Source organism: Streptomyces sp. NPDC037401, from assembly GCF_055602345.1.
Window position 1 is genome coordinate 136583 of sequence record NZ_JBVJWO010000015.1, and the last position, 23028, is coordinate 159610.

The 23028-nt window shown below is 74.3% G+C and carries 20 protein-coding genes and 1 riboswitch; of the genes, 9 read left to right on the forward strand and 11 right to left on the reverse strand.

What is annotated here, in order from left to right; genetic code table 11:
• Nucleotides 1-9: 9 nt before the first annotated feature.
• The 4 genes from ACZ7H1_RS18320 (at nucleotide 10) to ACZ7H1_RS18335 (ending at nucleotide 3983) form a co-directional block, all read left to right on the forward strand.
• The gene (locus ACZ7H1_RS18320) at nucleotides 10-1464 is read left to right on the forward strand and encodes a peptidoglycan D,D-transpeptidase FtsI family protein (protein WP_470787829.1); all 1455 of its coding nucleotides are present in this window, start codon (nucleotides 10-12) and stop codon (nucleotides 1462-1464) included.
• Nucleotides 1465-1521: 57 nt separating this feature from the next.
• Complete coding sequence (locus ACZ7H1_RS18325; RefSeq protein WP_470787830.1) at nucleotides 1522-2001, forward strand: GNAT family N-acetyltransferase; 480 nt, start codon at nucleotides 1522-1524, stop codon at nucleotides 1999-2001.
• 109 nt (nucleotides 2002-2110) lie between these two features.
• On the forward strand, nucleotides 2111-2842 hold the full coding sequence (locus tag ACZ7H1_RS18330) for a DsbA family oxidoreductase (RefSeq protein WP_470787831.1): 732 nt from the start codon (nucleotides 2111-2113) through the stop codon (nucleotides 2840-2842).
• An 82-nt stretch (nucleotides 2843-2924) separates the two neighbouring features.
• Nucleotides 2925-3983, forward strand: coding sequence for an aminotransferase class V-fold PLP-dependent enzyme (locus tag ACZ7H1_RS18335; protein WP_470787832.1), 1059 nt, complete (start codon nucleotides 2925-2927; stop codon nucleotides 3981-3983).
• A 32-nt stretch (nucleotides 3984-4015) separates the two neighbouring features.
• Here ACZ7H1_RS18335 and ACZ7H1_RS18340 read toward each other — a convergent pair whose 3' ends face one another.
• Nucleotides 4016-5107 carry an aminotransferase class V-fold PLP-dependent enzyme gene (locus ACZ7H1_RS18340; protein ID WP_470787833.1) on the reverse strand — a complete coding sequence of 364 codons (1092 nt, stop codon included), beginning with the start codon at nucleotides 5105-5107 and terminating at the stop codon, nucleotides 4016-4018.
• An 85-nt stretch (nucleotides 5108-5192) separates the two neighbouring features.
• On the opposite strand from ACZ7H1_RS18340, the gene ACZ7H1_RS18345 reads away from it, so the two are divergent.
• Nucleotides 5193-6293, forward strand: coding sequence for an amidohydrolase family protein (locus ACZ7H1_RS18345; RefSeq protein ID WP_470787835.1), 1101 nt, complete (start codon nucleotides 5193-5195; stop codon nucleotides 6291-6293).
• Between the two features lie 340 nt (nucleotides 6294-6633).
• Nucleotides 6634-7557 carry an SCO1860 family LAETG-anchored protein gene (locus tag ACZ7H1_RS18350; protein WP_470787836.1) on the forward strand — a complete coding sequence of 308 codons (924 nt, stop codon included), beginning with the start codon at nucleotides 6634-6636 and terminating at the stop codon, nucleotides 7555-7557.
• A 96-nt stretch (nucleotides 7558-7653) separates the two neighbouring features.
• On the opposite strand, the gene cobC is transcribed toward ACZ7H1_RS18350, so the two are convergent.
• Nucleotides 7654-9219, reverse strand: coding sequence for an Rv2231c family pyridoxal phosphate-dependent protein CobC (cobC, locus tag ACZ7H1_RS18355; RefSeq protein ID WP_470787838.1), 1566 nt, complete (start codon nucleotides 9217-9219; stop codon nucleotides 7654-7656).
• 67 nt (nucleotides 9220-9286) lie between these two features.
• Here cobC and ACZ7H1_RS18360 point away from each other — a divergent pair, with 67 nt between their 5' ends.
• Nucleotides 9287-10012, forward strand: coding sequence for a ZIP family metal transporter (locus ACZ7H1_RS18360; RefSeq protein ID WP_470787839.1), 726 nt, complete (start codon nucleotides 9287-9289; stop codon nucleotides 10010-10012).
• A 14-nt stretch (nucleotides 10013-10026) separates the two neighbouring features.
• Here the strand turns inward: ACZ7H1_RS18360 and ACZ7H1_RS18365 are convergent, their stop codons facing one another.
• The 7 genes from ACZ7H1_RS18365 to ACZ7H1_RS18395 form a co-directional block, all read right to left on the reverse strand.
• A complete protein-coding gene (locus tag ACZ7H1_RS18365; protein ID WP_470787841.1) occupies nucleotides 10027-11412 on the reverse strand; it encodes a cobyrinate a,c-diamide synthase in 1386 nt (461 codons plus the stop codon).
• Between the two features lie 5 nt (nucleotides 11413-11417).
• Nucleotides 11418-12017, reverse strand: coding sequence for a cob(I)yrinic acid a,c-diamide adenosyltransferase (gene cobO / locus ACZ7H1_RS18370; protein ID WP_470787843.1), 600 nt, complete (start codon nucleotides 12015-12017; stop codon nucleotides 11418-11420).
• Complete coding sequence (locus ACZ7H1_RS18375; RefSeq protein WP_470787845.1) at nucleotides 12017-14146, reverse strand: putative cobaltochelatase; 2130 nt, start codon at nucleotides 14144-14146, stop codon at nucleotides 12017-12019. The genes cobO and ACZ7H1_RS18375 overlap by 1 nt, the downstream gene beginning before the upstream one ends.
• Nucleotides 14143-15723, reverse strand: coding sequence for a cobyric acid synthase (locus tag ACZ7H1_RS18380; protein WP_470787847.1), 1581 nt, complete (start codon nucleotides 15721-15723; stop codon nucleotides 14143-14145). The genes ACZ7H1_RS18375 and ACZ7H1_RS18380 overlap by 4 nt, the downstream gene beginning before the upstream one ends.
• Nucleotides 15720-16691, reverse strand: a complete 972-nt coding sequence (locus tag ACZ7H1_RS18385; RefSeq protein WP_470787849.1) for a cobalamin biosynthesis protein — start codon at nucleotides 16689-16691, stop codon at nucleotides 15720-15722. The genes ACZ7H1_RS18380 and ACZ7H1_RS18385 overlap by 4 nt, the downstream gene beginning before the upstream one ends.
• Before the next feature lie 58 nt (nucleotides 16692-16749).
• Nucleotides 16750-16874, reverse strand: a riboswitch (cobalamin riboswitch).
• Nucleotides 16875-17059: 185 nt separating this feature from the next.
• On the reverse strand, nucleotides 17060-17281 hold the full coding sequence (locus tag ACZ7H1_RS18390; RefSeq protein ID WP_470787851.1) for a hypothetical protein: 222 nt from the start codon (nucleotides 17279-17281) through the stop codon (nucleotides 17060-17062).
• A 31-nt stretch (nucleotides 17282-17312) separates the two neighbouring features.
• Nucleotides 17313-18572 carry an inorganic phosphate transporter gene (locus ACZ7H1_RS18395; protein WP_470787852.1) on the reverse strand — a complete coding sequence of 420 codons (1260 nt, stop codon included), beginning with the start codon at nucleotides 18570-18572 and terminating at the stop codon, nucleotides 17313-17315.
• Nucleotides 18573-18845: 273 nt separating this feature from the next.
• On the opposite strand from ACZ7H1_RS18395, the gene ACZ7H1_RS18400 reads away from it, so the two are divergent.
• Together ACZ7H1_RS18400 and ACZ7H1_RS18405 are read left to right on the forward strand one after the other, a co-directional pair.
• Complete coding sequence (locus ACZ7H1_RS18400) at nucleotides 18846-19973, forward strand: alpha/beta hydrolase (protein ID WP_470787854.1); 1128 nt, start codon at nucleotides 18846-18848, stop codon at nucleotides 19971-19973.
• Between the two features lie 175 nt (nucleotides 19974-20148).
• Complete coding sequence (locus ACZ7H1_RS18405; RefSeq protein WP_470787856.1) at nucleotides 20149-21579, forward strand: hypothetical protein; 1431 nt, start codon at nucleotides 20149-20151, stop codon at nucleotides 21577-21579.
• Between the two features lie 55 nt (nucleotides 21580-21634).
• On the opposite strand, the gene ACZ7H1_RS18410 is transcribed toward ACZ7H1_RS18405, so the two are convergent.
• Both ACZ7H1_RS18410 and ypfJ read right to left on the reverse strand, forming a co-directional pair.
• A complete protein-coding gene (locus ACZ7H1_RS18410; RefSeq protein ID WP_470787857.1) occupies nucleotides 21635-22030 on the reverse strand; it encodes a VOC family protein in 396 nt (131 codons plus the stop codon).
• Between the two features lie 60 nt (nucleotides 22031-22090).
• Nucleotides 22091-22981 (reverse strand): KPN_02809 family neutral zinc metallopeptidase, encoded by an 891-nt coding sequence (ypfJ, locus tag ACZ7H1_RS18415; protein ID WP_470787859.1) that lies wholly within the window; start codon nucleotides 22979-22981, stop codon nucleotides 22091-22093.
• Nucleotides 22982-23028 lie beyond the last annotated feature (47 nt).

Sequence of the window (23028 nt, forward strand, 5' to 3'; positions counted from 1 at the left end):
TCCAGGGGGATGAACAAGACGATCAGGCGTGCGTCGGTCTTCTGCCTGCTCCTGGTACTCGCCCTGCTGGTGCGGGTCACCTGGGTCCAGGCGTACCAAGGCCAGGCCCTCGCAGACGACGAGCACAACAAGCGGACCACCATCGAGCGCTATGCGGCACCGCTCGGGAACATCATCGTGGGCGGGGACGCCGTCACGGGTTCCAAGAAGGTGGACCAGGGCAACTTCATGTACATGCGGACCTACAAGGACGGTCCGCTGTACGCGCCGGTCACCGGGTACAGCTCGCAGGTCTACGGCAAGAACCAGCTGGAGAAGCTCTACGAGAAGGTCCTGGACGGCTCCGACAGCCGGCTGAAGAACCCCCTCGACGCCCTGACCGGCAAGCGGGCGGACCCGGGCAACGTGATCACCACCATCGACCCCGCGGTCCAGAAGGCGGGCTACGACGCGCTCAAGGGCAAGACCGGCGCGGCCGTCGCGATCGACCCCGCCACCGGCGAGGTCCTCGGCATCGTCGTCAACCCGTCGTACGACCCCGGCCGGATCGCCGGCAGCACGAAGGCGTACGAGAAGGCGTGGAAGGAGCTCTCCGCCGACGAGGGCAAGGCCATGTTCAACCTGGCCCTGCGCCAGCCGGTCGCGCCCGGCTCCACCTTCAAGCTGGTCACCATGGCCGCGGCGCTGGAGGACGGGCTGTACGGCTCCATCGACGAGCCCACCGACAGCCCCGACCCGTACACCCTCCCCGGCACCGTGACCGTGCTGAAGAACGAGAGCGCCAGCGCGCCCTGCAAGAACGCCTCGCTGCGCACCGCGCTCCGGTACTCCTGCAACAACGTCTTCGCCAACCTCGCCCACAAGCTCGGCCAGGAAAAGATGAGGGCCATGGCGGAGAAGTTCGGCTTCAACGACCCGAAGCAGGACATCCCCGTACGCGCCACGAAGAGCCTGTACCCGGAGAAGAAGATGTCGCCGGACCAGGTGGCCCAGACCGGCATCGGCCAGTTCGACGTGACGGCCACCCCGCTCCAGATGGCCATGGTCTCGGCCGCCATCGAGAACGGCGGCGAGCTCGTCCACCCGCACATGGTCTCCGAGGTCACCGACGCGAGCGGCAACGTCCTGGAGAGCTTCAAGGACCCCGGGTCGACGCGGATCATGAGCGAGGAGACCGCCTCGAAGCTGCGCGACGCCATGCAGACCGTGGTCAACGACGGCGGCGGCAAGACCGCCAAGGTCGACGGCGCCGAGGTCGGCGGCAAGACCGGAACCGCCCAGCGCGGCGTGAACAACAGCAAGTCCCCGTACGCCTGGTTCACCTCGTACGGCAAGGCCGACGGCCGGCAGGTCGCCGTCGCCGTCGTGATCGAGAACTCCGACACGGACCGCTCCGAGATCGCCGGCGGCAGGCTGGCGGCCCCGGTCGCCCAGAAGATGATGGCCGCGGCGCTGAAGAAGTAGCCCGGCGCGGGCGGGGGCGCCGGGAACCACCGCGGGGCCCGGCACGTATCCCTGTACATGATCAGAAACGCTGCACCGGCCGACCTCGACGCGATCGCCGCCCTCCACTTCCGGGCGCGCGCCACCTACTACCGCGACCGGCTCCCGGTGGAGGCGTACGCGGGTCAGGAGGAGCTGGCCCGCACCCGGGAGGGCTGGGCCCGCGCCGTCGAGCGGGGCGACGGCAGCGTGCTGTGCGCGGAGCGGAAGGGCGCGGTCGCCGGGGTCGCGGCCTTCCGCGTCGTCGACGGCGAGATGAGCCTCACCCAGCTCCACGTGGACCCCCCGCTGTGGCGCCGGGGCATCGGCGGCGAGCTGCACGCGGTCTGCGTCGAAGCCTGGCGCCGCGCCGGCGTGGCCCGTGCCCGGCTGGAGGTCTACGAGCACAACCTGCGCGCCCAGGCCTTCTACGCGGCCCACGGCTGGCGGGAGAAGGAGACGGAAGCGCGGTCGGGATCACACGTGACGCTGTGGCTCGCGGTGCCCGCCCGGGAATGAGCCGGGTCCGGTCCCGCGTTGTGCCCTCCGTGACCGGAGGACACCCCTCCGGCCCGCCTGTGTCACCGGCACGGCCACCCGAACCCACGGACCGGAGAGAAGAACGAACATGCGCGTCGAGATCTGGAGCGACATCGCGTGCCCCTGGTGCTACATCGGCAAGGCGCGCTTCGAGAAGGGGCTGGCCGCGTTCGCGCACCGGGACCGGATCGAGGTCGTGCACCGTTCCTTCGAGCTCGACCCGCGCAGCCCCAAGGGCGTCACCGCCCCCGTCGTGGAGATGCTCGCCCGCAAGTACGGGCGCACCCCAGACGAGGCCCGGGGCATGGAGGAGCACGTCGCGCGCAGCGCCCGCGAGGAGGGCCTCGGCTACCGCACCGAGGGCCGTGACCACGGGAACACCTTCGACATCCACCGCCTGCTGCACCTGGCGGCCGCCCGCGGCCGGCAGGACGCGCTCCTGAACCTGGCGTACCGGGCCAACTTCGCCGAGGAGCGCTCGGTGTTCGACCCCGAGGTGCTGGTCGCCCTGGCCGTCGAGGCCGGGCTCGACGAGGCCGAGGCCCGTGCCGTCCTCGCCGACGAGGAGGCGTACGCGCACGAGGTGCGCGAGGACGAGCGCGAGGCGGCCGAACTCGGCGCCAGCGCCGTGCCGTTCTTCGTCCTCGACCGCCGGTTCGGCATCTCCGGCGGGCAGCCCGCCGAGGTGTTCACGCGCGCGCTCGAGCAGGCCTGGGAGGGCCGCGTCCCCACGGACGGGGCCGACGCCGGGAGCGGTGCGGCCGGCGCCGGCGCGGAGGCGTGCGAGCCGGACGGCGCCTGCGCCGTGCCCGGGGCCTGAGCCGCATCCATAAGGCCGGCTATGGGCTTGCGCAGATAATTCACCCATGGACTTTGGGTCGGGTTCGGCGCACAGTGGGGGCATGGATCTTCCCCTTGCCGATGTGACCGGCGCGGAGTTCGCGCACACGACCACCTACCTCAACACGGCCACCTGCGGGATCCTGCCCCGCCGCGCCCTCACCGCGGTACGGGCCCTCGCCGACGCCGCCGCGGCCGGAGACCCCGCCGGCTTCGGCGACTTCGGGCGCGTCGAGAGCGTCCGCGAGCGCTTCGCCCGGCTGGTGGGGGTGAGTCCCGGGCGGGTGGCCGTCGGTTCCGCCGTGGCCACGCACGTCGGCCTGATCTCCGCCTCACTGCCCCCGGGCGCCGAAGTCCTCCTGCCCGAAGGGGACTTCGCCTCCGTGATCAACCCGTTCGTGGTGCGCGGCGACCTCAAGGTGCGCTTCGCACCGCTGGAGTCGCTGGCCGAGGCGGTCCGGCGCAGCACCGCACTGGTCGCCCTGAGCGCCGTGCAGTCCGCCGACGGCCGCACCGCCGACCTGGCCGCCGTGCGCGCCGCCTCGGCCGGGTACGGCGCCCGCATGCTCGTGGACGCCACCCAGGCGGCGGGCTGGCTCCCCTTCGACGCCTCGCCGTACGAGTACACCGTCACGGCCGGGTACAAGTGGCTGATGGCCGCCCGCGGGGCGTCCTACCTCACCGTCTCGGAAGAGGCCCAGGAGACGCTGACCCCGCTGCACGCGGGCTGGGTGGCGGCGGAGTCGAAATGGGACGCGACGTACGGCCCCATGCCGGAACTGGCCCACGACGCACGGCGGTTCGACGAGAGCCCGGCCTTCCTCGCGTACCACGCGGCCGACTGCTCCCTGGAACTGCTCGAACGGGCCGGGATCGACGCCGTCCACGCCCACGACACCGCCCTCGCCGCCCGCTACCGCGCGGGGCTGGCCGAGCTGGGCCACGAACCGGTGCCGGGCGACGCGCCGATCGTGTCCGTACCGGGCCTGGCGGACCGCCAGCCCGCGCTGGCCGAGGCGGGAATCCTCACCGCGGCCCGCGCGGGCACCCTGCGGGCGGCGTTCCACCTCTACAACACCGAGGGCGACGTGGACCGCCTGCTGAACGCCCTCGCCCCGTGAAGCCCGCCGCCTGAGCCGCCCGCAGTCGCGCCTCAGGCGGGAACCGCCTCCGCCCAGGCCGTCTCCGCCACCGCCACCGCCGGGGCGGCGGAGACGGACAGGGCCGTCGCGAGTGCGGTCAGGGAGGCGCGGACCGTGTCCAGCCCGGCGGCGGAGCCGTAGTGGTTGACCCGGAACATCTCCCCGGCCAGCGCGCCTCCCCCGGCCGCAACCGGCACCGCCGGGTCGGCCGCCACGGCCTTCGCCGCCACCAGCGAGGCATCGGCGACCCGCAGCGTCGTCGCCACCGGAGCGGCCGCGGCCGCCTCGTGCACGTACGGCGACACGCCCGCGCCCAGCGCCAGGGCCCCCGCCCGCGTCGCCGCGGCGGCCGCCGCGTGCCGCCGCATCACGGCATCCAGGCCCTCGGCCTCGATCCGCTCGACGCACGCCTCCAGCGCCAGCATCTCCAGCTGCGCCGGAGCGTGCAGCAGCGCCTTGCGCCCGCCGTCGATCCAGCGCTCCTTCCAGTCCAGAAGCGAGAGGTAGGACCGCCGCGGGGCCGCCGGATTCGCGGCGAACCGCTCCCAGGCGCGCTCGCTCACCGACACCGCCGAGACCCCCGCCGGGCCGCCCATCGCCTTCTGCGCGCCGATCACGCACAGGTCCACGCCCCACTCGTCCGGCAGCAGCGGCTCCGCGCCCACCGACGCCACCGCGTCGAGCATGAACAATGCGCCGTGCGACCGTACGACCTCACCGATCTCCGCCACCGGGTTCGTGTTCCCCGTCGCCGCCTCCGCGTGCACGAGGGACACGAAGTCGATCTCCGGCCGCGCCTCCAGCGCCCCGGCGACCAGACCGGCGGACACCGCCGAGTCGAAGGGCACCTCCAGGTCCACGACCTGCGCACCGCAGTCGCGCAGCCAGTTGCCGAACGTCGTCCCGTACGGCCCGGTGACGATGTTCAGCGCGGTCGAACCGGGCCGCGCACCCGACCGGATGCACCCCTCCAGCGGAAGCAGCGCCTCGCCCTGCGTGATCACCACGTCCTGCCCGGTGGCGAGCAGATCCGCGACCCGCCGCTCGATCGACGCGAAGCGCTCCGCCGTCAGCGGGGCGAGGTCCAGGAAGGGGTGGTTCACGGGGCTGCTCTCTTCGTCCGGGGCTGTCCGGGATCGTCCGGAACTCGTGACCCGAGGGTAACCGCCGCCTGCGTACAGTGCCGTCATGAGCGAACAGGCTGATCAGGCTGTGCTGCACGTCAAGGGGCGGGTGCTCGTCGGCCCCGAGGAGGTCCGGGACGAACTCTGGGTCGTCGGCGGGCGGATCGCGTACGAGCGGCCGAGGGCCGCGCGCGAGGTCGTGACCGTCGAGGGCTGGGCCCTGCCGGGACTGGTCGACGCGCACTGCCACGTGGGACTCGACGCACACGGACCGGTCGACGACGCGACGAGCGAGAAGCAGGCCCTGACCGACCGCGACGCCGGCACCCTGCTGATCAGGGACGCCGGATCCCCCTCCGACACCCGCTGGATCGACGACCGCCCCGACCTCCCGAAGATCGTCAGGGCCGGCCGCCACATCGCCCGCACCCGCCGCTACATCCGCAACTACGCCCACGAGATCGAGCCCGCGGACCTCGTGGCGTACGTCGGCCGCGAGGCGCGCCGCAGCGACGGCTGGGTCAAGCTCGTCGGGGACTGGATCGACCGCGACGCGGGCGACCTGACCGCCTGCTGGCCGCGCGCCGAGGTCGAGGCGGCCATCGCCGAGGCCCACCGGCTCGGGGCCCGGGTCACGGCCCACTGCTTCGCCGAGGACGCGCTGCGGGACCTGGTCGAGGCGGGCATCGACTGCATCGAGCACGCGACCGGCCTGACCGAGGACACGATCCCGCTGTTCGCCGAGCGCGGGGTGGCCATCGTCCCGACGCTGGTCAACATCGCGACGTTCCCCAAGCTCGCCCAGGGCGGCGAGGGAAAGTTCCCGCGCTGGTCCGCCCACATGCGCAGGCTGTACGAACGGCGCTACGACACCGTCCGCGCGGCCTACGACGCGGGCGTGCCGGTGTACGTCGGGACGGACGCCGGCGGCTCGCTCCCGCACGGGCTCGTCGCCGCCGAGGTCGCGGAGCTGGTGAAGGCCGGGATCCCGGTGCTCGACGCGCTGTCGGCGACGGCCTGGGGCGCCCGCGACTGGCTCGGGCGGCCGGGACTGACCGAGGGGGCCCCGGCGGACCTCGTCGTGTACGGCGCCGATCCGCGCGCCGACGTCGGGGTGCTCGCCGAACCGCGCCGCGTGGTGCTGGACGGCCGCGTCGTCGGCTGACGCAGCGCCCGGTGCAGCCGGTTGACGAGGCGTTACCTTCCGTCGGCACGGCTCGTTTGAACCACCCGAACCAGACCGCAGAGGCGGCGCGCGCCCCGGCCCGCGCCGCCTCTGTGCGTGACGGACGGGGCGTACGAGAACCTCCGTGCCAAAAGATTCGAATATGCACGCGGAAACCCCTCTTTGGGGTGAACTCACGTCGGGTTGCCGCCCGTTCACTCTCAGTGCGTAAAGATTCCCGGGTCGAGGTCTTCGGCGCTCGCAATGTCCCCCATTGGCGGCGCCGACGGCTCCATAACTCCTTGGGGGTTCCACCACCTTGAACAGCACCACCTCCCGCATGCCCGCACGCCGCACTTCCGCCGCGCTGGCTGCCGCCGCACTCGCCGCAGGTCCCTTCGCGCTGATGTCCGCAAGTCCCGCACACGCCACCGCCGGAGGGGACGGGAAAGCGAGCGCCGTCGTACTGCGCACCGGACTCGACGTCGGCCTGCTCAACAAGACCGTCCACGTCCCCCTCGCGGTCACCCTCAACGAGGTCCACGCCCCGGCGAAGGCCGAGAGGACCGCGCTCACCGTGCGCCTGGACGGGGTGGACCAGGGCCGGCCGCTCACGGTGCTGAGGGCCGACGTGGCCACCGCCCGGGCGACCGCCGACCGGCACCGCGCCGCGGGCTACGCGAACATCGCCAACGCCAAGGTGCACCTGCCCGGCCTGCCGCTGCTCTCCCTGATCCAGGTGGAGAAGGTGACCTCCCGGGCGGTCTGCGAGGCCGGCAGCCGGCCGGTCGCCGAGTCGAACGTCCTCGGCGCGGTCACCGTGCTCGGCAAGAAGGTCACCCTGTCCGCCGGCGGTACCACCAAGGTCACCGTGCCCGCGGTCGGCGAGGTCACCCTCGACCTGTCCAGCACCGAGACCACCTCCCGCACCGCGGCCGCGACCGCGCTTCGGCTGAAGGTCTCCGTGAACCCGCTCAAGCTCAACGTGGCCGAGGTCGAGGGCGAGGTCGTCCTCGCCCAGGCGACCTGCCGGTCACCGAAGGCCGCCAAGCCCAAGCCCGAGCCGAAGCCGAAGCCCACCGAGTCCGCGCCCGTCGCGCCGGAGGAGAAGCCCGACATGAAGCCGCAGTCCGGCGGCACAGACGCCAACCTGGCCGAGACCGGCGGCAGTTCCAAGACGCCGTACATCGCCGGCGGCGCCCTGATCCTGCTGGGCACGGGCGCCGGCGCGCTGGTGCTGACCCGGGGGCGCGGGCGCGCCTGACCGGCCCGAGGGGGCGGAGCCGGGGAGGGGCTGACGGGCGGGGAGGGCACGCGACGGCGCGCCCTCCCCGCCCCGTCGTACGGGCGTCCCGGCCGGTCAGCGGTCGGTCAGCGCCAGCGCCTGGTCCAGGGCCTGGAGGAACCGGCCGGTGGTGGCCCGGTCGCGTACGGCCAGCCGCAGCCAGTCCGGACCCAGCCCCGGGAACGTGTCACCGCGCCGCACCGCGAAGCCCAGGCCCCGCAGCCGCTCCCGCACCTCGTCCGCGCGCTCCAGCCGTATCAGGACGAACGGCCCCTCGGCCGGACCGGCCGCCCGCACCTCCTCGAACTCCGCCAGACCCGCCAGCAGATGGGACCGGTCCACGGCGATCTGCCGGGCCGCGGCCTCGGCCTCCTCGAGGGCACCGGCCGAGACGCAGGCCTCCGCTGCCGCCAGCGCCGGCGCCGAGACCGGCCACAGCGGCTGGGCGCGCTCCAGCGCGGCGATCGTCCCGGGTTCGGCCAGCACGTAGCCGATCCGCAACCCCGCCAGCCCCCAGGTCTTGGTCAGGCTGCGCAGCACGACCAGACCCGGCACATCGGTACGGCCCGCGAGGGCCTCCCGCTCACCGGGCACCGCGTCCATGAACGCCTCGTCGACCACGAGGAACCGCCCCGGCCGGGCCAGCTTCGCCAGCACGTCCGCCGGGTGCAGCACCGAGGTCGGGTTGGTGGGATTGCCGACCACCACCATGTCGGCGTCCTCCGGAACCGCCGACGGGTCGAGCACGAAGCCGTCCTGCTCCCGCAGCAGCACCCGCTCCACCCGGTGCCCCGCGTCCCGCAGGGCCGCCTCCGGCTCGGTGAACTGCGGATGGACCACCACGGGCCGCCGGACCGGCAGGGCCCGCGCCAGCAGGACGAAGGCCTCCGCGGCCCCGGCCGTCAGCAGTACGCGGTCCACCGGCAGCCCGTGCCGCGCGGCCACCGCAGCCCGCGCCGCCCGCCCGTCGGGATACGCGGCCAGCGTGTCGAGTGACATTGCAATGTGCTGTTTGAGCCAGCGCGGCGGGGTGTCGGACCGTACGTTCACGGCCAGGTCGACCAGCCCCGCGCCCGCGGCCCCCCGCACCTCGGCGTCCCCGTGGTGCCGCAGGTCGTGCCCGTCACCGGCTGCGCCGCCGGCCGCGTCACGGGCCCCGTCACCGGCCCCCGCCCCGTCACCGGCCATGTCCGCCCCCGCCGCACGCGCGGGCTCCTGCACCGGCCCCTGCGCCCCTTCCGGGACCGTGGCCACCGCGCACGTGGCCCGGACCGACCGCGTCTTGGGCACCAGCAGTTCCCCGCCGCCCGCCAGCGCGGCGGCCTCCGCCACCGAAGCCGTGCCCGCGGCCGCCCGTACCGCCGCCGAGGGGTGCGGGACCGCGACCGCCGCCAGGAGCTCCGCACCGTAGGTCACCAGCGGCACACCGAAGCGTTCGGCCGCCTCCACGATGCCGGCCTCCTCGGCCTTGCCGGCCACCGTGGCCAGCGCAGTCACCGCCGCCCGCGACAGCCCGGCCCCGCGCAGGACCTCCTCGACCAGCGTGCAGACCTCGTCCGCCGACACACCTGCACGGGCACCGATACCGATGACGACGCGCCCGCCGGGTGTGCGGGCCGCGCCGGATATCCGACCGGTCAATCCAGAGTCCTCTCGAAACGTGGGGGAACAGCGTGCACGGAAGCCCGGCAGTCGGTAAGCAGGGCGCATGGCGGTGATCGTGGCTCTGGGCGCGTTCCTGATGACCCTGGCGGGCGGGTGGGCGGCGCAGCGCGTCACCGACCGCCGCCACCTCGTGCTCGGACTCGCGGGCGGGCTGATGCTCGGCGTGGTGGGCCTCGACCTGCTCCCGGAGGCCATGGACGCGGCGGGCGGCGAGGTGTTCGGCGTGCCCGCCGCACTGCTGCTCTTCGTGGCCGGCTTCCTCACCGCGCACATCGTGGAGCGGCTGCTGGCCGTACGCCATGCCGCGCACGGGGCGGATCGCGGCGGCCGGGTCCCCCAGGTCGGCCTCACCGCAGCCGCCGCGATGGTCGGCCACAGCCTCGCCGACGGCGTCGCGCTCGGGGCGGCCTTCCAGGTCGGGGGCGGGATGGGCGTGGCGGTCGCCCTGGCGGTCATCACCCACGACTTCGCCGACGGCTTCAACACGTACACGCTGACGCGCGTCTACGGAAACGACCGCCGCAAGGCGCTGCTGATGCTCTTCGCGGACGCCCTGGCGCCGGTGATCGGCGCGGCGTCCACTCTCCTGTTCACTCTTCCGAAGGAACCCCTCGGGGCGTACCTCGGGTTCTTCGGCGGCGCCCTGCTCTACCTCGCCGCCGCCGAGATCCTCCCCGAGGCGCACCACAAGCACCCCGCGCTGTCCACCCTGATGTGCACCGTCGCCGGGGTCGCCGGCATCTGGCTGGTGGTGGGCATCGCGGAGTGAGGGGTGCGGACGGTTCACGGCCGGCTGCCGCCGTGCCCGCGCGCCGCCGCCGCGAACCGCCGTGCCACGGACGGCTCCGCCGCCCAGTGCGTGTGCAGGTAGCTGGCGTGCACGCCCTGTTGTACGAACCCCTCGACGCGGCGTTCGGCACCCGTGAACCCCCAGGCGGCCGACGGGCCGGCGCCCGGCTCGGTCACCGTGCGGTGGAACTCGTGCCCGCGCAGCCGGGTCCCGGCCGCGGCCAGCGGGCTGTCCGAGACCGCGACCGCCTCCCGGTAGCCGAGCGTCAGCCGTTCCGACATCCGCGCGTCCGCGTCCAGCACGCCGCACATCGGCTTCCCGTCCAGCGACCGGGCCAGGTACAGCAGCCCGGCGCACTCGGCCGCCACCGGCGCGCCCGCGGCCGCGAGGTCCGCGACGGCCTTGCGCAGCGGTTCGTTCGCCGCGAGGTCGTGCGCGTACACCTCGGGGAAGCCGCCGCCGACGACGAGCGCGTCCGTGCCCTCCGGCAGTGCCTCGTCGTGCAGCGGGTCGAAGGTGACGACCTCCGCGCCCGCCGCCGTGAGCAGCTCGCTGTTCTCGGCGTACGAGAACGTGAACGCCGGTCCGCCCGCGACGGCGATCACGGGCCGCCGGGAGGACGCCGCCTCCCCGGGCGCGGGCGCGGCTGCGGCGACCGACGGTTGCCACACCTCGGTCTCCAGCGGCGGGGCCGTCCGTGCGAGCGCCATCAGGGCCTCGAGATCGCAGCCCTGGCGGACCTGTTCGGCCAGCGCCGCCACGGAGCCGAGCGCGTCCGCGCGCCGCTCCGCCACCGGTACCAGGCCCAGGTGCCGCGAGGGCGCGGCCACCTGCGGGGCCCGTCGCAGCACGCCGAGGACCGGCATCCCGGCCTCGTCCAGCGCGTCCCGCAGCATCACCTCGTGCCGGTCGGACCCGACCTTGTTCAGGATCACGCCGCCGATCCGCACCTGCGGGTCGAACGACGCGAAGCCGTGCGCGAGCGCCGCCACCGAACGCGACTGCGAGGACGCGTCGACGACCAGCACCACCGGGGCCCGCAGCAGCTTGGCCACCTGCGCCGTGGAGGCGAGCTCGCCCCGCCCGGCGGCGCCGTCGTACAGGCCCATCACGCCTTCGACCACGGCGAGGTCGCAGCCCGCCGCCCCGTGCGCGAACAGCGGGCCGACGAGCTCCGGCCCGCACATGAACGCGTCCAGGTTGCGGCCCGGTCGTCCCGTGGCCAGGGCGTGGTAGCCGGGGTCGATGTAGTCCGGCCCGGCCTTGTGCGGGGAGACGGTCAGCCCCCGCTCGGTGAAGGCCGCCATCAGGCCCGTGGCGACCGTGGTCTTGCCGCTGCCCGAGGAGGGCGCGGCGATCACCAGGCGGGGGACGCGCACGGAGGTCACCACTCGATGCCCTTCTGGCCCTTCTGGCCGGCGTCCATGGGGTGCTTGACCTTGGTCATCTCTGTGACCAGGTCGGCGAACTCCACCAGCTTCTCCGGGGCGTTGCGGCCGGTGATGACCACGTGCTGCTGACCGGGCCTGTTCCGCAGGACCTCGATCACCTCGTCGACGTCGATCCAGCCCCAGTGCAGCGGGTACGCGAACTCGTCCAGCACGTACAGCCGGTGGGTCTCGGCGGCCAGGTCGCGCTTGACCTGCTCCCAGCCCTCCTTCGCCGCCTGCTCGTTGTCGAGCTGGGCGTCGCGCTGCACCCAGGACCAGCCCTCGCCCATCTTGTGCCAGACGACGGTGCCGCCCTTGCCGGTCTCGCCGAGCGCCTTGAGGGCGTTCTCCTCGCCGACCTTCCACTTGGCGGACTTGACGAACTGGAACACCCCGATCGGCCAGCCCTGGTTCCAGGCGCGCAGCGCCAGGCCGAAGGCGGCCGTCGACTTGCCCTTGCCGGATCCGGTGTGGACGAAGACCAGCGGGCGGTTGCGGCGCTGGCGGGTGGTGAGCCCGTCTTCCGGTACGACGGACGGCTGTCCCTGAGGCATTACGCGGCCCTCCTGTTGCTGTGCAGTGTCACCGATGACACTGCAGTACGTACGTTCTTCACAAGCCCGGCGAGCGAATCGGCCCGCAGGCCGTCCAGCGTGACGGCAGGCCCGCCCAGATCCCGCGCGAGCGCCCCGGCCAGCCCCAGCCGCACCGGCCCGGACTCGCAGTCGACCACCACCGAGGCGACCCCCGCGGCCTGGAGCAGCCCCGCGCTGCGGCCCGCCGCCGTCCGCGGATCCCCGCCGACGCCACCGGCCGACGTGGCCCGCCCGTCGGTCACGACCACCAGCAGGGGCCGGCGCGAAGGATCGCGCAGCCGCTCCACCCGCAGCACCTCGCGGGCCTTGAGCAGCCCCGCCGCCAGCGGCGTCCGGCCACCGGTCGGCAGCTTCTCCAGCCGCGCCGCGGCCGCGTCCACCGAGGACGTCGGCGGCAGCGCGAGCTCCGCGGACGCCCCCCGGAAGGTGATCAGCCCCACCTTGTCGCGCCGCTGATAGGCGTCCAGCAGCAGCGAGAGCACGGCACCCTTCACCGCGCCCATCCGCTGCCGTGCCGCCATCGAGCCGGAGGCGTCCACGACGAACAGCACGAGGTTCCCCTCGCGCCCCTCCCGCGTCGCCTGCCGCAGATCGTCCTTGCGCACCACCAGCCCGCGCCCCGCACGCCCCCGCGCCCGCTGGTGCGGTGCGGCCGCCTGCACGGTCGCGGCCAGGTGAAGCCGGGTCAGGTGCCCGCGGGGGCGCTGCGCACCCGTGGTCCGCCCGTGCGCGGTCCGGGCCCGCGAGCGCCGCCCGGACGCGCCCTCGCCCAGCCCCGGCACGCTCAGCATCCGCGTCCGGAACGGCTCGGCCGCCCGTACCGCAGCCTGCTCGGCGCCGGCGCCCTGCGCCGGCTGCGGCTGCGGGGGCTCCGGAGCGTCCCCGGCATCCCCCGTCTCCGGCACGGCCTCGGAGGCCTCGGGGGCCGGGGGCACGTCGTGCGCACCGCCCTGCGGCGGCACCCCGCCGTCGGGACCGTCCTGCGGCCCGCCGCCGGGTCCGCCGTCCGGCCCGCCGTCGGGGCCGGCGTCGTCCGGACCCTCCGGCTCCGGGTCGGGCTCCGGCTCCTCGTCCGGGAAGCGGTCGAGGATCTCGTCGAGCAGCTCCTCGTCGAGTCCCGGCGCGTCGAAGGGGTTCCGGCGGCGCCGGTGGGGGAGTGCCAGCAGCGCAGCCTGCCGCACGTCCTCCTTCCGTACGTCCGTACGCCCGGCCCACGCGGCCAGCGCCGTCGCGGCCCGCGCCATCACGATGTCGGCCCGCATCCCGTCGACCTCGAACGCCGCGCACGTCGCGGCGATCTGGAGCAGCGCGCCGTCGCCGAGCCGGACCTGCGGCAGCAGCGTCCGGGCCGCCGTCACCCGGGTCCGCACCGACGCCTCCTCACCGGCCCAGCGGGCCGCGAATCCGGCCGGGTCGTCCTCGTACGCCAGCCGGCGGCGCACCACCTCGACCCGCTGCACGGGCTCCCGGGAGGCCGCAACCTCGACCGTCAGCCCGAAGCGGTCGAGCAGCTGCGGGCGCAGCTCGCCCTCTTCCGGGTTCATCGTCCCGACCAGCAGGAAGCGGGCCGCGTGCCGGACCGAGACGCCCTCGCGTTCCACATAGGACGCGCCCATGGCCGCCGCGTCGAGCAGCACGTCCACCAGGTGGTCGTGGAGGAGGTTCACCTCGTCGACGTAGAGGATGCCGCGGTGCGCGTCGGCCAGCAGCCCCGGCTCGAAGGCCTTCACACCCTCCGCCAGGGCCCGTTCGATGTCCAGGGCGCCGACGAGCCGGTCCTCGGAGGCGCCGACGGGCAGCTCCACCATCCGCGCGGGCCGCGCCGCCCCGTCGCCCGCCTCGTGCGGCCCGTCCGGGCAGCCCGGGTCCGGCGCCGCGGGCGCGCACGAGAAGCGGCAGCCGCGCACCACGTCCACCGGCGGCAGCAGCGCCGACAGCGCGCGCACGGCCGTGGACTTGGCGGTGCCCTTCTCGCCGCGCACGAGCACCCCGCCGACCGCCGGGCTCACGGCGTTCAGCAGCAGCGCCAGGCGCAGTTCGTCCTGGCCGACCACCGCGCTGAACGGAAAGTTCGTCTGGCTCGTCATGAGGGTGCCCCCGGTGCGATGAAGGGGAGGCCGGCGGGTGCGCCGGTCTCGATGAGCCGCAGCAGCGCCGCGGTGTCGGCGTGCTCCTCGATCAGGTCGCCCAGCAGGTCCAGCTGCTCTTCGCGCAGCGTGCCGAACGACGTGTCCGGAGCCGGTGTGAACCGCCGCCCGGCGGCCCGGGCGACCTCCCGCAGGAACGCCCGGCGGAAGGCGTCGCTCTCCAGCGAGCCGTGCCAGTGCGTGCCCCACACCTCGCCGACCCGGCAGCCGTCCAGGAAGGGCTCCCCGCCCAGCACTTCGGCGACCCCGTGGTGGATCTCGTAGCCCTCGACGGGCTCGCCCAGCGCGGTGCCCACGGGCCGCGCGAGGGTCTTCTCCACGGCGAAGCGGACCCGGACCGGAAGCAGTCCGAGGCCGGGCACCGTGCCCGCCCGGGACTCCACCTCGTCCTCGATCACCTCGCCGAGCGCCTGGAACCCGCCGCAGATCCCGAGCACCGGCCGGCCCGCGGCGGCCCGGCGCGCCAGCGCGTCCGCGAGACCGCGCTCGCGCAGCCATTCCAGCGCTTTCACCGTGCCGCGCGTCCCCGGTACGACGACGAGGTCGGCGTCCGCCAGCTCCTCGGCCCGGTCCACGAACCGCACGACGACGCCCGGCTCCGCGGCCAGCGCGTCCACGTCCGTGAAGTTCGACATCAGGGGCACCGCGCAGACCGCGACCCGCAGCACGTCCTCGCCCACGGGCGGGGCGACGGCCGACTCGCGCACCGCCCCGCGCAGCGAGACGCGCAGGCCGTCCTCCTCGTCGATGCCCAGCCCGTGCCGGTACGGCAGCACGCCGTACGTCGACCGGCCGGTGAGCCCGCGCAGCATCTCCATGCCCGGTTCCAGCAGCGAGACGTCGCCGCGGAACTTGTTGACCAGATAGCCGGCGATCAGCTCCTGGTCCGCGGCGCTCAGCAGGGCCGTCGTCCCGAAGAAGGAGGCGAAGACCCCGCCCCGGTCGATGTCCCCGACGACCACCACGGGGAAGCGGGCGGCGCGGGCGATGCCCATGTTCACGATGTCGGTGCGGCGCAGGTTGATCTCGGCGGGACTGCCCGCTCCTTCGCAGATCACGGCGTCATACGTGCCCCGCAGCTGCTCCAGGCAGTCCGTGACCACGCCGAGGAGCTGCTCCTGCCGCCCGCCGTGGTAGCCACGCGCACTCATCTCGCCCACCGGCTTGCCCAGCAGCACCACCTGGCTGCTGCGGTCGCTGCCCGGCTTGAGCAGCACGGGGTTCATCAGGGCGGTGGGCTCCACCCGGGCGGCCTGGGCCTGCATGGCCTGCGCCCGGCCGATCTCGGCGCCCTCGCGGGTCACGAAGGAGTTCAGGGACATGTTCTGCGCCTTGAACGGCGCCACCTTGACGCCCTGGCGCACCAGCCAGCGGCAGATGCCCGCCGTGACGACGCTCTTGCCCGCGTCCGAGGTGGTGCCGGCGACCAGCAGTCCGCCGCCCCGGCGCGCCGCTCCGCCGCCCCGGCCGCCCGCCGGTCCGCCGGCCCGTCCTGCGACCGGCCCCGCGCCGCTCATGCCCGCCCCTTCCGTCGTACCCGTGACACGGCCAGCCGGCCCGCCGCACAGGCGCCCAGCGCGAGCCAGGTCACCTGCCGGGAGAGCCGTACCGCCCGCTCGATGTCGGCGGCCTCGACCGGCCGCCCCGCCGCGCCGTTGAGCACCGGCCGGTGCTCGACCCGGCCGGCGTACGCGAGCGTGCCGCCCATCCGCACGCCCAGCGCCCCCGCGAACGCCGACTCCACCGGCCCGGCGTTGGGGCTCGGGTGGCGGTCCGCGTCGGCGCGCCAGGCCCGTACCGCCCCCCGGCGGTCCGGTCCGGCCAGGACGGCCGCGGCCGCCGTCAGGCGGGCACCCGGCCAGCCGGCCAGGTCGTCCAGCCGCGCCGAGGCCCAGCCGTAGCGCAGGTACCGGGGGGAGCGGTGGCCGACCATCGCGTCCAGGGTGTTCACGGCCCGGAAGGCCAGGAGACCGGGCACGCCGAGGGCGGCGCCCCACACGAGGGCGCCGACCACGGCGTCCGAGGTGTTCTCGGCCACGGACTCGACGACGGCACGGGCGATCTGCTGCTCGTCCAGGGAGTGCGGATCGCGCCCGCACAGGTGCGGCAGCCGCTCGCGGGCCACCTCGGTGTCGCCCGCGACCAGCGCCCCGCCGATCGCGCGGGCCTCCCGGCCCAGCGAGGTACCGCCGACGACGGTCCAGGTGGCGGCGGCGGTCAGGGCGATGCGGACGGCGGCGGGCCGGGAGCGCACGGCGCGGGCGCCCAGCGCGCCCAGCGCGGCCGCGCCTCCGGCGCACACCAGGGTGTGCAGGACGCCCCGGCCGCGCTGGCTGCCCGGGTCGTCGTTCCACAGGGCCCGTTCCACGGCTGCGGCGGCACGGCCGAAAGCGGCGACGGGGTGTCCGCGTCGCGGATCCCCCAGGATCCGGTCGCCGATCAGCCCGGCCGCCGCGCCGTACGCGAAAACGCGATCGGCACGCATGGCAGGTATGTGTCCTCACTCAGGGTCCGCGCCCTGGTTCGACGTGACCGGCGGTGAGAGTCTCCTGGCTCCCGGATCGGCGGCTCCCCCGGCCTTCCAGCCCGCGGGGGGCCGTGACGCACGGTGGGGGAGAGCTCCCCGGTGACAGTGGCGGGACCGCGCCGGATTCGCACCGGACTTCCTCTCCTGCCGCCGTATTGGCTCGGGCAGTCCACCACGCACCGCGATGGCCCGTCAACTCGCCGTTGACCTGCACAAGGACAGTGTGCGCAGCCCCACACGGGCGGCCGGGACCGGGCCGCGGGGGCGGGGGCGGGTACGCGAAAGCTCCCCCGGAGGCGGCCTCCGGGGGAGCTTTCGCGGTGACGTCAGGCGACGATCAGGTAGATCCCGTAGCTCACGGCCGCCGCGCAGAGCGCGAAGGCGGCGTAGGCGCCGGAGCGGGCCAGGGTCGCGGCCCCGCCCTGCTCGGTCGCGGCCTCGTGCTTGGAGAGGCCGACGAGCCCGAGGGTGAAGAGGGCCACGACGAGCACGGTGGCCGTCAGGCTGACTCCGAAGACGGAGCCGAGAGCTGCCCAGTCGATCTTCATACTGCTGATCCTCTGTTCTGGTCCGGCCGGGTCAGACCGCGGCGGCCGGGGCGGCCGGGGTCTCGTCGTGGGCCGGGGCCGGGATGGTGGCCTTGAGGTCCTCGTCGGTCACGGCGGCGGTGGTGCCGGCCGGCGGGGGCGTGACGGCCGCGATGGCGGTGGTCACGACACCGGGGGCCTCGGCGTCGGCGTCGACGTCGTTGACGTTGTTGTGGTCGACGACCTGGCGGCGCGAGACCAGCCAGATGGCGAGGCAGGAGCCGACGAGGAAGACCGCGACGGCGGCGACGCCCCAGTCGCCCTGGCGGGTGACGAGCTCGGCGAGCGCGCCGACCAGCGCGGCGGCCGGCAGGGTCAGGCCCCAGGCCACGAACATGCGGGTGGCGGTGGACCAGCGGACCACGCCGCCCTTGCGGCCGAGGCCGGCACCCATGACCGCGCCGGAGCACGAGTGGGTGGTGGAGAGCGAGAAGCCGAGGTTCGAGGAGGCCAGGATGACGCTGGCGGCCGAGGTCTGGGCGGCGAAGCCCTGCTGCGGCTGCAGGTCGGTCAGGCCCTTGCCCATGGTGCGGATGATGCGCCAGCCGCCCAGGTACGTGCCGAGCGCGATCGCGACACCGGCGGAGACGATGACCCAGACCGGCGGGTTCGAGTCGGGGGCGATCGCACCGCCGGCGACGAGCGCCAGCGTGATGATGCCCATCGTCTTCTGCGCGTCGTTGGTGCCGTGCGCCAGGGAGACCAGGCCTGCGGAGGCGATCTGCCCCGCGCGGTAGCCCTTGGCCGAGGTCTTGTCGCCGACCTTGCCGCCGAGCTTGTACGTCAGCTTGGTGGCCAGCATGGCGGCCACACCGGCCACGAGCGGGGCGGCGATCGCGGGGATCAGCACCTTGGTGACGACGACGCCGCCGTTGACGGCGCCGATGCCGGCGGACGCGACCGCGGCACCGATCAGACCGCCCATGAGGGCGTGGGAGGAGCTGGAAGGCAGCCCGACCAGCCAGGTCAGGAGATTCCAGAGGATCGCGCCGACCAGCGCCGCGAAGATCACCTCTGGCTGAATGCCCTCCTCGTTGACCAGACCCTTGGAGATCGTCTTGGCGACCTCCACGGACATGAACGCGCCGACGAGGTTGAGCACGGCGGACATGGCCACCGCCGTCTTGGGCTTGAGAGCGCCAGTCGAGATGGTGGTGGCCATCGCGTTGGCGGTGTCGTGGAAACCGTTCGTGAAGTCGAAGACGAGAGCGGTAACGATCACGATCCCGAGGAGAAGCGTTATGTGCTCCATTTACCCAGGCTTCTGTTTGAGGTCAGTGGCTCGGCGACCGTAGGCAACCTGAGTGAACGGAAGGTGAACTGGGACGGGCTGCCCGGTGTACCGGATCGGTAACCGGTCGAGTGATTTGACCCGATTTTCTCCGCCCTGCTCTGGTTTACGCACGTCAGAACACGGTAAACGGAACGCAACCGGAGCGACTTCCGCCGCTCCGCCGCGTCCCGGAAGAGATCCAGATCACCCCGCGGACTGGCCGCTCCGCCCCGGCCGCCCGACACTGGAGCCGTGCGCACCGCAACAGCGACGGCAGCGGCCGTCACCACCCTGCTGGGCGCCGGAGCGGCCGCCGTCGCGGCCGGCCGGTACGCAGGCGACGCGGCCCTGCGGCCCGCCCCCGGGCGCCCGCTGCCCGGCGGCCCCCGGCTCAGCGTCCACGCCACTGCCCCCGGACGGGTCTCCCTGACCCGCTCCCTGGCCTCCCTGCTCCCCGGGACGTACGGACTCGACGCACCCGGCGTGCACGCCGTGGTCGGCCCGGTCCTCGACGGCGCCCCGCACGAGCCCGACACCGTCGTGCGCCGGCTCGCCCGGGTCACCCACGGCGCCCTGGAGCCCGGGGTCCGGGTCCGGCTCACCCCCACGCTCCACCTCGGCGACCCGCGCAGCGCCCTGGGTCTCGACCACGCCGACGTCGACGTCCCCGGCGAGCTCGGCGCGCTGCCCGCCTGGTTCGTACCCGCCGCCCGCCGCACGTGGGTGATCACCGTGCACGGACTCGGCTCCACGCGCGAGCACCCGATGAACCTCATGCCCTTCCTGCACCGCATGCAACTGCCGGTCCTCGACCTCGCGTACCGCAACGACCTGGGCGCCCCGCGCTCGCCGGACGGCCTCGGGCACCTCGGCGAATCGGAATGGCGCGATCTCGACGCCGCGATCCGCTACGCCGTGCGCTTCGGCGCCGAGCGCGTCGTCCTGCACGGCTGGTCCACCGGAGCGGCCATGGCCCTGCACGCCGCGGCCCGCTCCGCCCTCCACGAGCGCATCGCCGGCCTCGTCCTCGACTCGCCCGTACTCGACTGGCACCTCACCCTGCGCGCCCTCGCCGCCGCCCGCCGCACCCCCGCCCCGCTCCTCCCGCTGGCCGTCCGCGCCGCCGAGGGCCGGGCCGGGCTGCGCACCGGGCGGGCGCCGGAATTCGCGGACCCGGCCGGTCTGAAGGTCCCCGTACTGATCTTCCACGGGCCCGGCGACCTCCTCGCCCCCTGGGAACTCTCCGGACAGCTGGCAGCCGCCCGCCCCGGCCTCGTCTCGCTGCACACCGTCCCGCAGGCCCCGCACGGCGCGATGTGGAACGCCGCCCCCGAGGCGTACGAGGAAGCACTGCGCCGCTTCCTCACCCCATTGATGTGAATCCGGTGCCGGGCTGCGCCGTGCAGGCCGGTGCGGGCCCGCCCTCCCCGTGGCCGGAACCCCCGGGGCCGCAGTGGCGGGCAGGGTGCCTTGTCCTGGTCTGTACCCCCTCTGGGCAGTGGTAATGGCCGGTTCCGTTTGGGCTTTCGGCCGGTGACGGGCGAGACTGCTCTTCGTGACGTCCCGAAAGCCTGATGAGCAGTTGGCTCGCGACTCCAGACTCCGACTCGTCTCCCCGCGTTCCATCGCCACGGCACGTACGGCGGTGTCGAACCGGCGCACCCGGCCGGCGCCCCGGCCGCCCGAGGGGACACCCGCGACCGCCGAACTCGCGAACCGGGCCAGGGCTTCACTCTCCGACGCGGCCCGCCTCGCCCGCTGGGCGGAGCTGCGCCTCGACGGAGCCGCCGAGACCGGCCCCCGCCCGCTGCTCTCCGACACGGACGTCGAACGGGCCGCCGCGGAACTGGGACTGACGTCCGGACAGGTCCGCGTGGGCTGGGACCGCGCACGGCTCTCCGGACTCGTCGAAGTCCACGGCGGCCGCGCCCGCCCCGGCTGGCGGCTGCACGCCTGGGACCGCGACGACTCCGCCGTCCTGCGCGGCTGGGTGGCCGTCTTCGACGCCTGGTCCCTCATCCACCCCGCGCCCGACGGCATCGGCCCCGCCGCCGTCGCCGAGGTCGTGGAGGCGATGCCCCAGCTCCTCTCCCTCCTCCAGCTGTCCGCCGGCCCCGTGACCGTGCCCGCCCTGCTGGACATGCTCCGCCAGCGCGTCGCCGAACTGCGCGACGAGCGCTGCGAGGTGCCCTACGGCAGCACCCCCGAGCCCGCGCCCGCCGACGGCACCTCCGAAGCCGAGCCCGCCCCCGCACCCGACGCCGCCTCCCTCTCCCGGCTGCTGCGCTGGGCCCTCGGCTGCCTCGGTGCCGTCGACGCCCTCACCCTCGGCCCCGCCCGCGCCACCCTCACCCCACTCGGCAGCTGGGCGGTCTGGGTCAAGCTGGAGCAGATCTGCGTCGCCGCCCAGAGCCCGGCCGGCAACATCGAGCAGTCCGCCGCCGCCATGCTCCGCGGCTGCGCCCGCCTCACCCCAGGGCCCGCCCGCGCCGAGTACCGCGCCTGGCTCGCCGCCCGTCCCGTCGGCAGCGCCGTCACCGAACTCCTCCAGGCCGCCCGCGGCGAGGACGCGCTGGTACGGGGCCTCGCCTTCGAGGCCCTGCGCGTGGTCGGCGCCCCCGCCGAGCCCGACGTGCGTGCCGTCGCCGACGAACCCGTCCTGCGGCCCTACGCCCTGCTGTGGCTCGCCGAGCACGACGGCGCCGACCCCGAGGACGCCCAGGACGTCCTGACCCGCGAAGAGACCACCTGGCTCTGGGTGGACACCGCCGCCGCCGTCGCCGACCACGGCGAGGCCGAGGTCCTCGTCCGTCACCTCGACGCGGCCGTGCGCACCACCGTCCCGCACCTCCTCGACGAGGTCCGGGCCATCGGTCACCCGCGCACCGTGCAGGTGCTCGTCGCCCTCGCCGCGGCGCACCCCGACCCGGCCCTCGCCAAAGCGGTCCGCCGGGCCGCTTTCCAGGTCCACACCGGCGGGGAATGAGTCCGGCCGGCCCCCGCAGCCCGAGCAGCCCGCGCGGCGCCGCGCCCCGGCGCCCTCAGACCGTCGGCACGTACGTCCCGAAGCTCCATACGTTCCCCTCCGCGTCCCGGGCCATGTAGTCCCGGGAGCCGTAGTCCTGGTCGGTCGGTTCCATCAGGATCTCCACCCCGTGCTCCACCGCGCGGGCGTGGTGCGCGTCCACGTCCTCCACGACGACGTACACCCCCGTCGGGCCGGCCGACTCCATGGCCTTGTCGAAGACCCCGCCGGTGCCCTTGCTCCCCAGCATCACCATGCCGTTGCCGTACGCCAGCTCGGCATGCATCACGCTGCCGTCGTCGCCTTCGTACACGGCGACCCGCGTGAAGCCGAACGCCTCGGTCAACTGCTGGATCGCCGCCTTCGCGTCGCGGTAGAGCAGCGTCGGGAAAATGGACGGAACGCCTGCCATGACGATCACTCCCTCTCGTGAATGTGACCCACGACACAGTCTTGCAGGCGGGTGTGACAGTCAGCGGAAGGTGTTGCACTGGGCCATGTCGCCCGTCCGGTAGCCCTGGTGGAACCAGCGCTGCCGCTGCTCGGCCGAGCCGTGTGTCCACGCCTCCGGGATGACCCGGCCCTGGAACTTCTCCTGGATCCGGTCGTCGCCGACCGCCGCCGCCGCACTCAGCCCGTCCTGGATGTCCTCGTCGGTCAGCCTCGTCAGCAGCGGCCGCCCGGTGGACTCGTCCGGGGTCCGGGTCGCGTTGTGCGCCCACACCCCGGCGTAGCAGTCGGCCTGGAGCTCCACCTTGACGGCGTTGCTGTCGGCGCCCTGCCGCCCGTCCTGCGCCCGCTGCAGAGTCCCCATCAGGTTCTGGATGTGGTGCCCGTACTCGTGCGCGACCACGTACGCCTGGGCGAACGGCCCGCCGCTGGCACCGAACTTCGTCCGCAGCTCGTTGAAGAACCCCAGGTCCAGGTACACCTTGCGGTCCGCGGGGCAGTAGAAGGGGCCGACGGCCGACGTGGCCGATCCGCAGGCCGTGCCCACCCGGTTGGTGAAGAAGACCGTCCGCGCGGGGGAGTACTGGCCGCCCCTGCGGGTGAACTCCTGCCGCCAGAAGTCCTGCGCGCTGTTGACCACCGCGACCATCCGGCAGTCCTCCCGCGCGTTCGCGTCCCGGCCCGTCCGGCACGCCGTCTGCACCTCCGCCGCCGTGGACGCGGTCGCCGCCGGCGGATCGTCCCCGGACGACAGCCCCAGCTGCTCCGGGCCCACGCCGAAGAGCAGCCCCAGAACCAGCGCGATCAGACCGGCGATGCCGCCCCCGATGGTGGCCTTCCCACCCGGGATGCGGCTGCCCCGCACATCCTGGACCTCCGAGGTGTCCAGGTTGGCGTCGTCGTCGAACTGCATCCCGCACCGCCCTAGTCGTCCCGCGTCGAACCCGACCCTTCTCATCC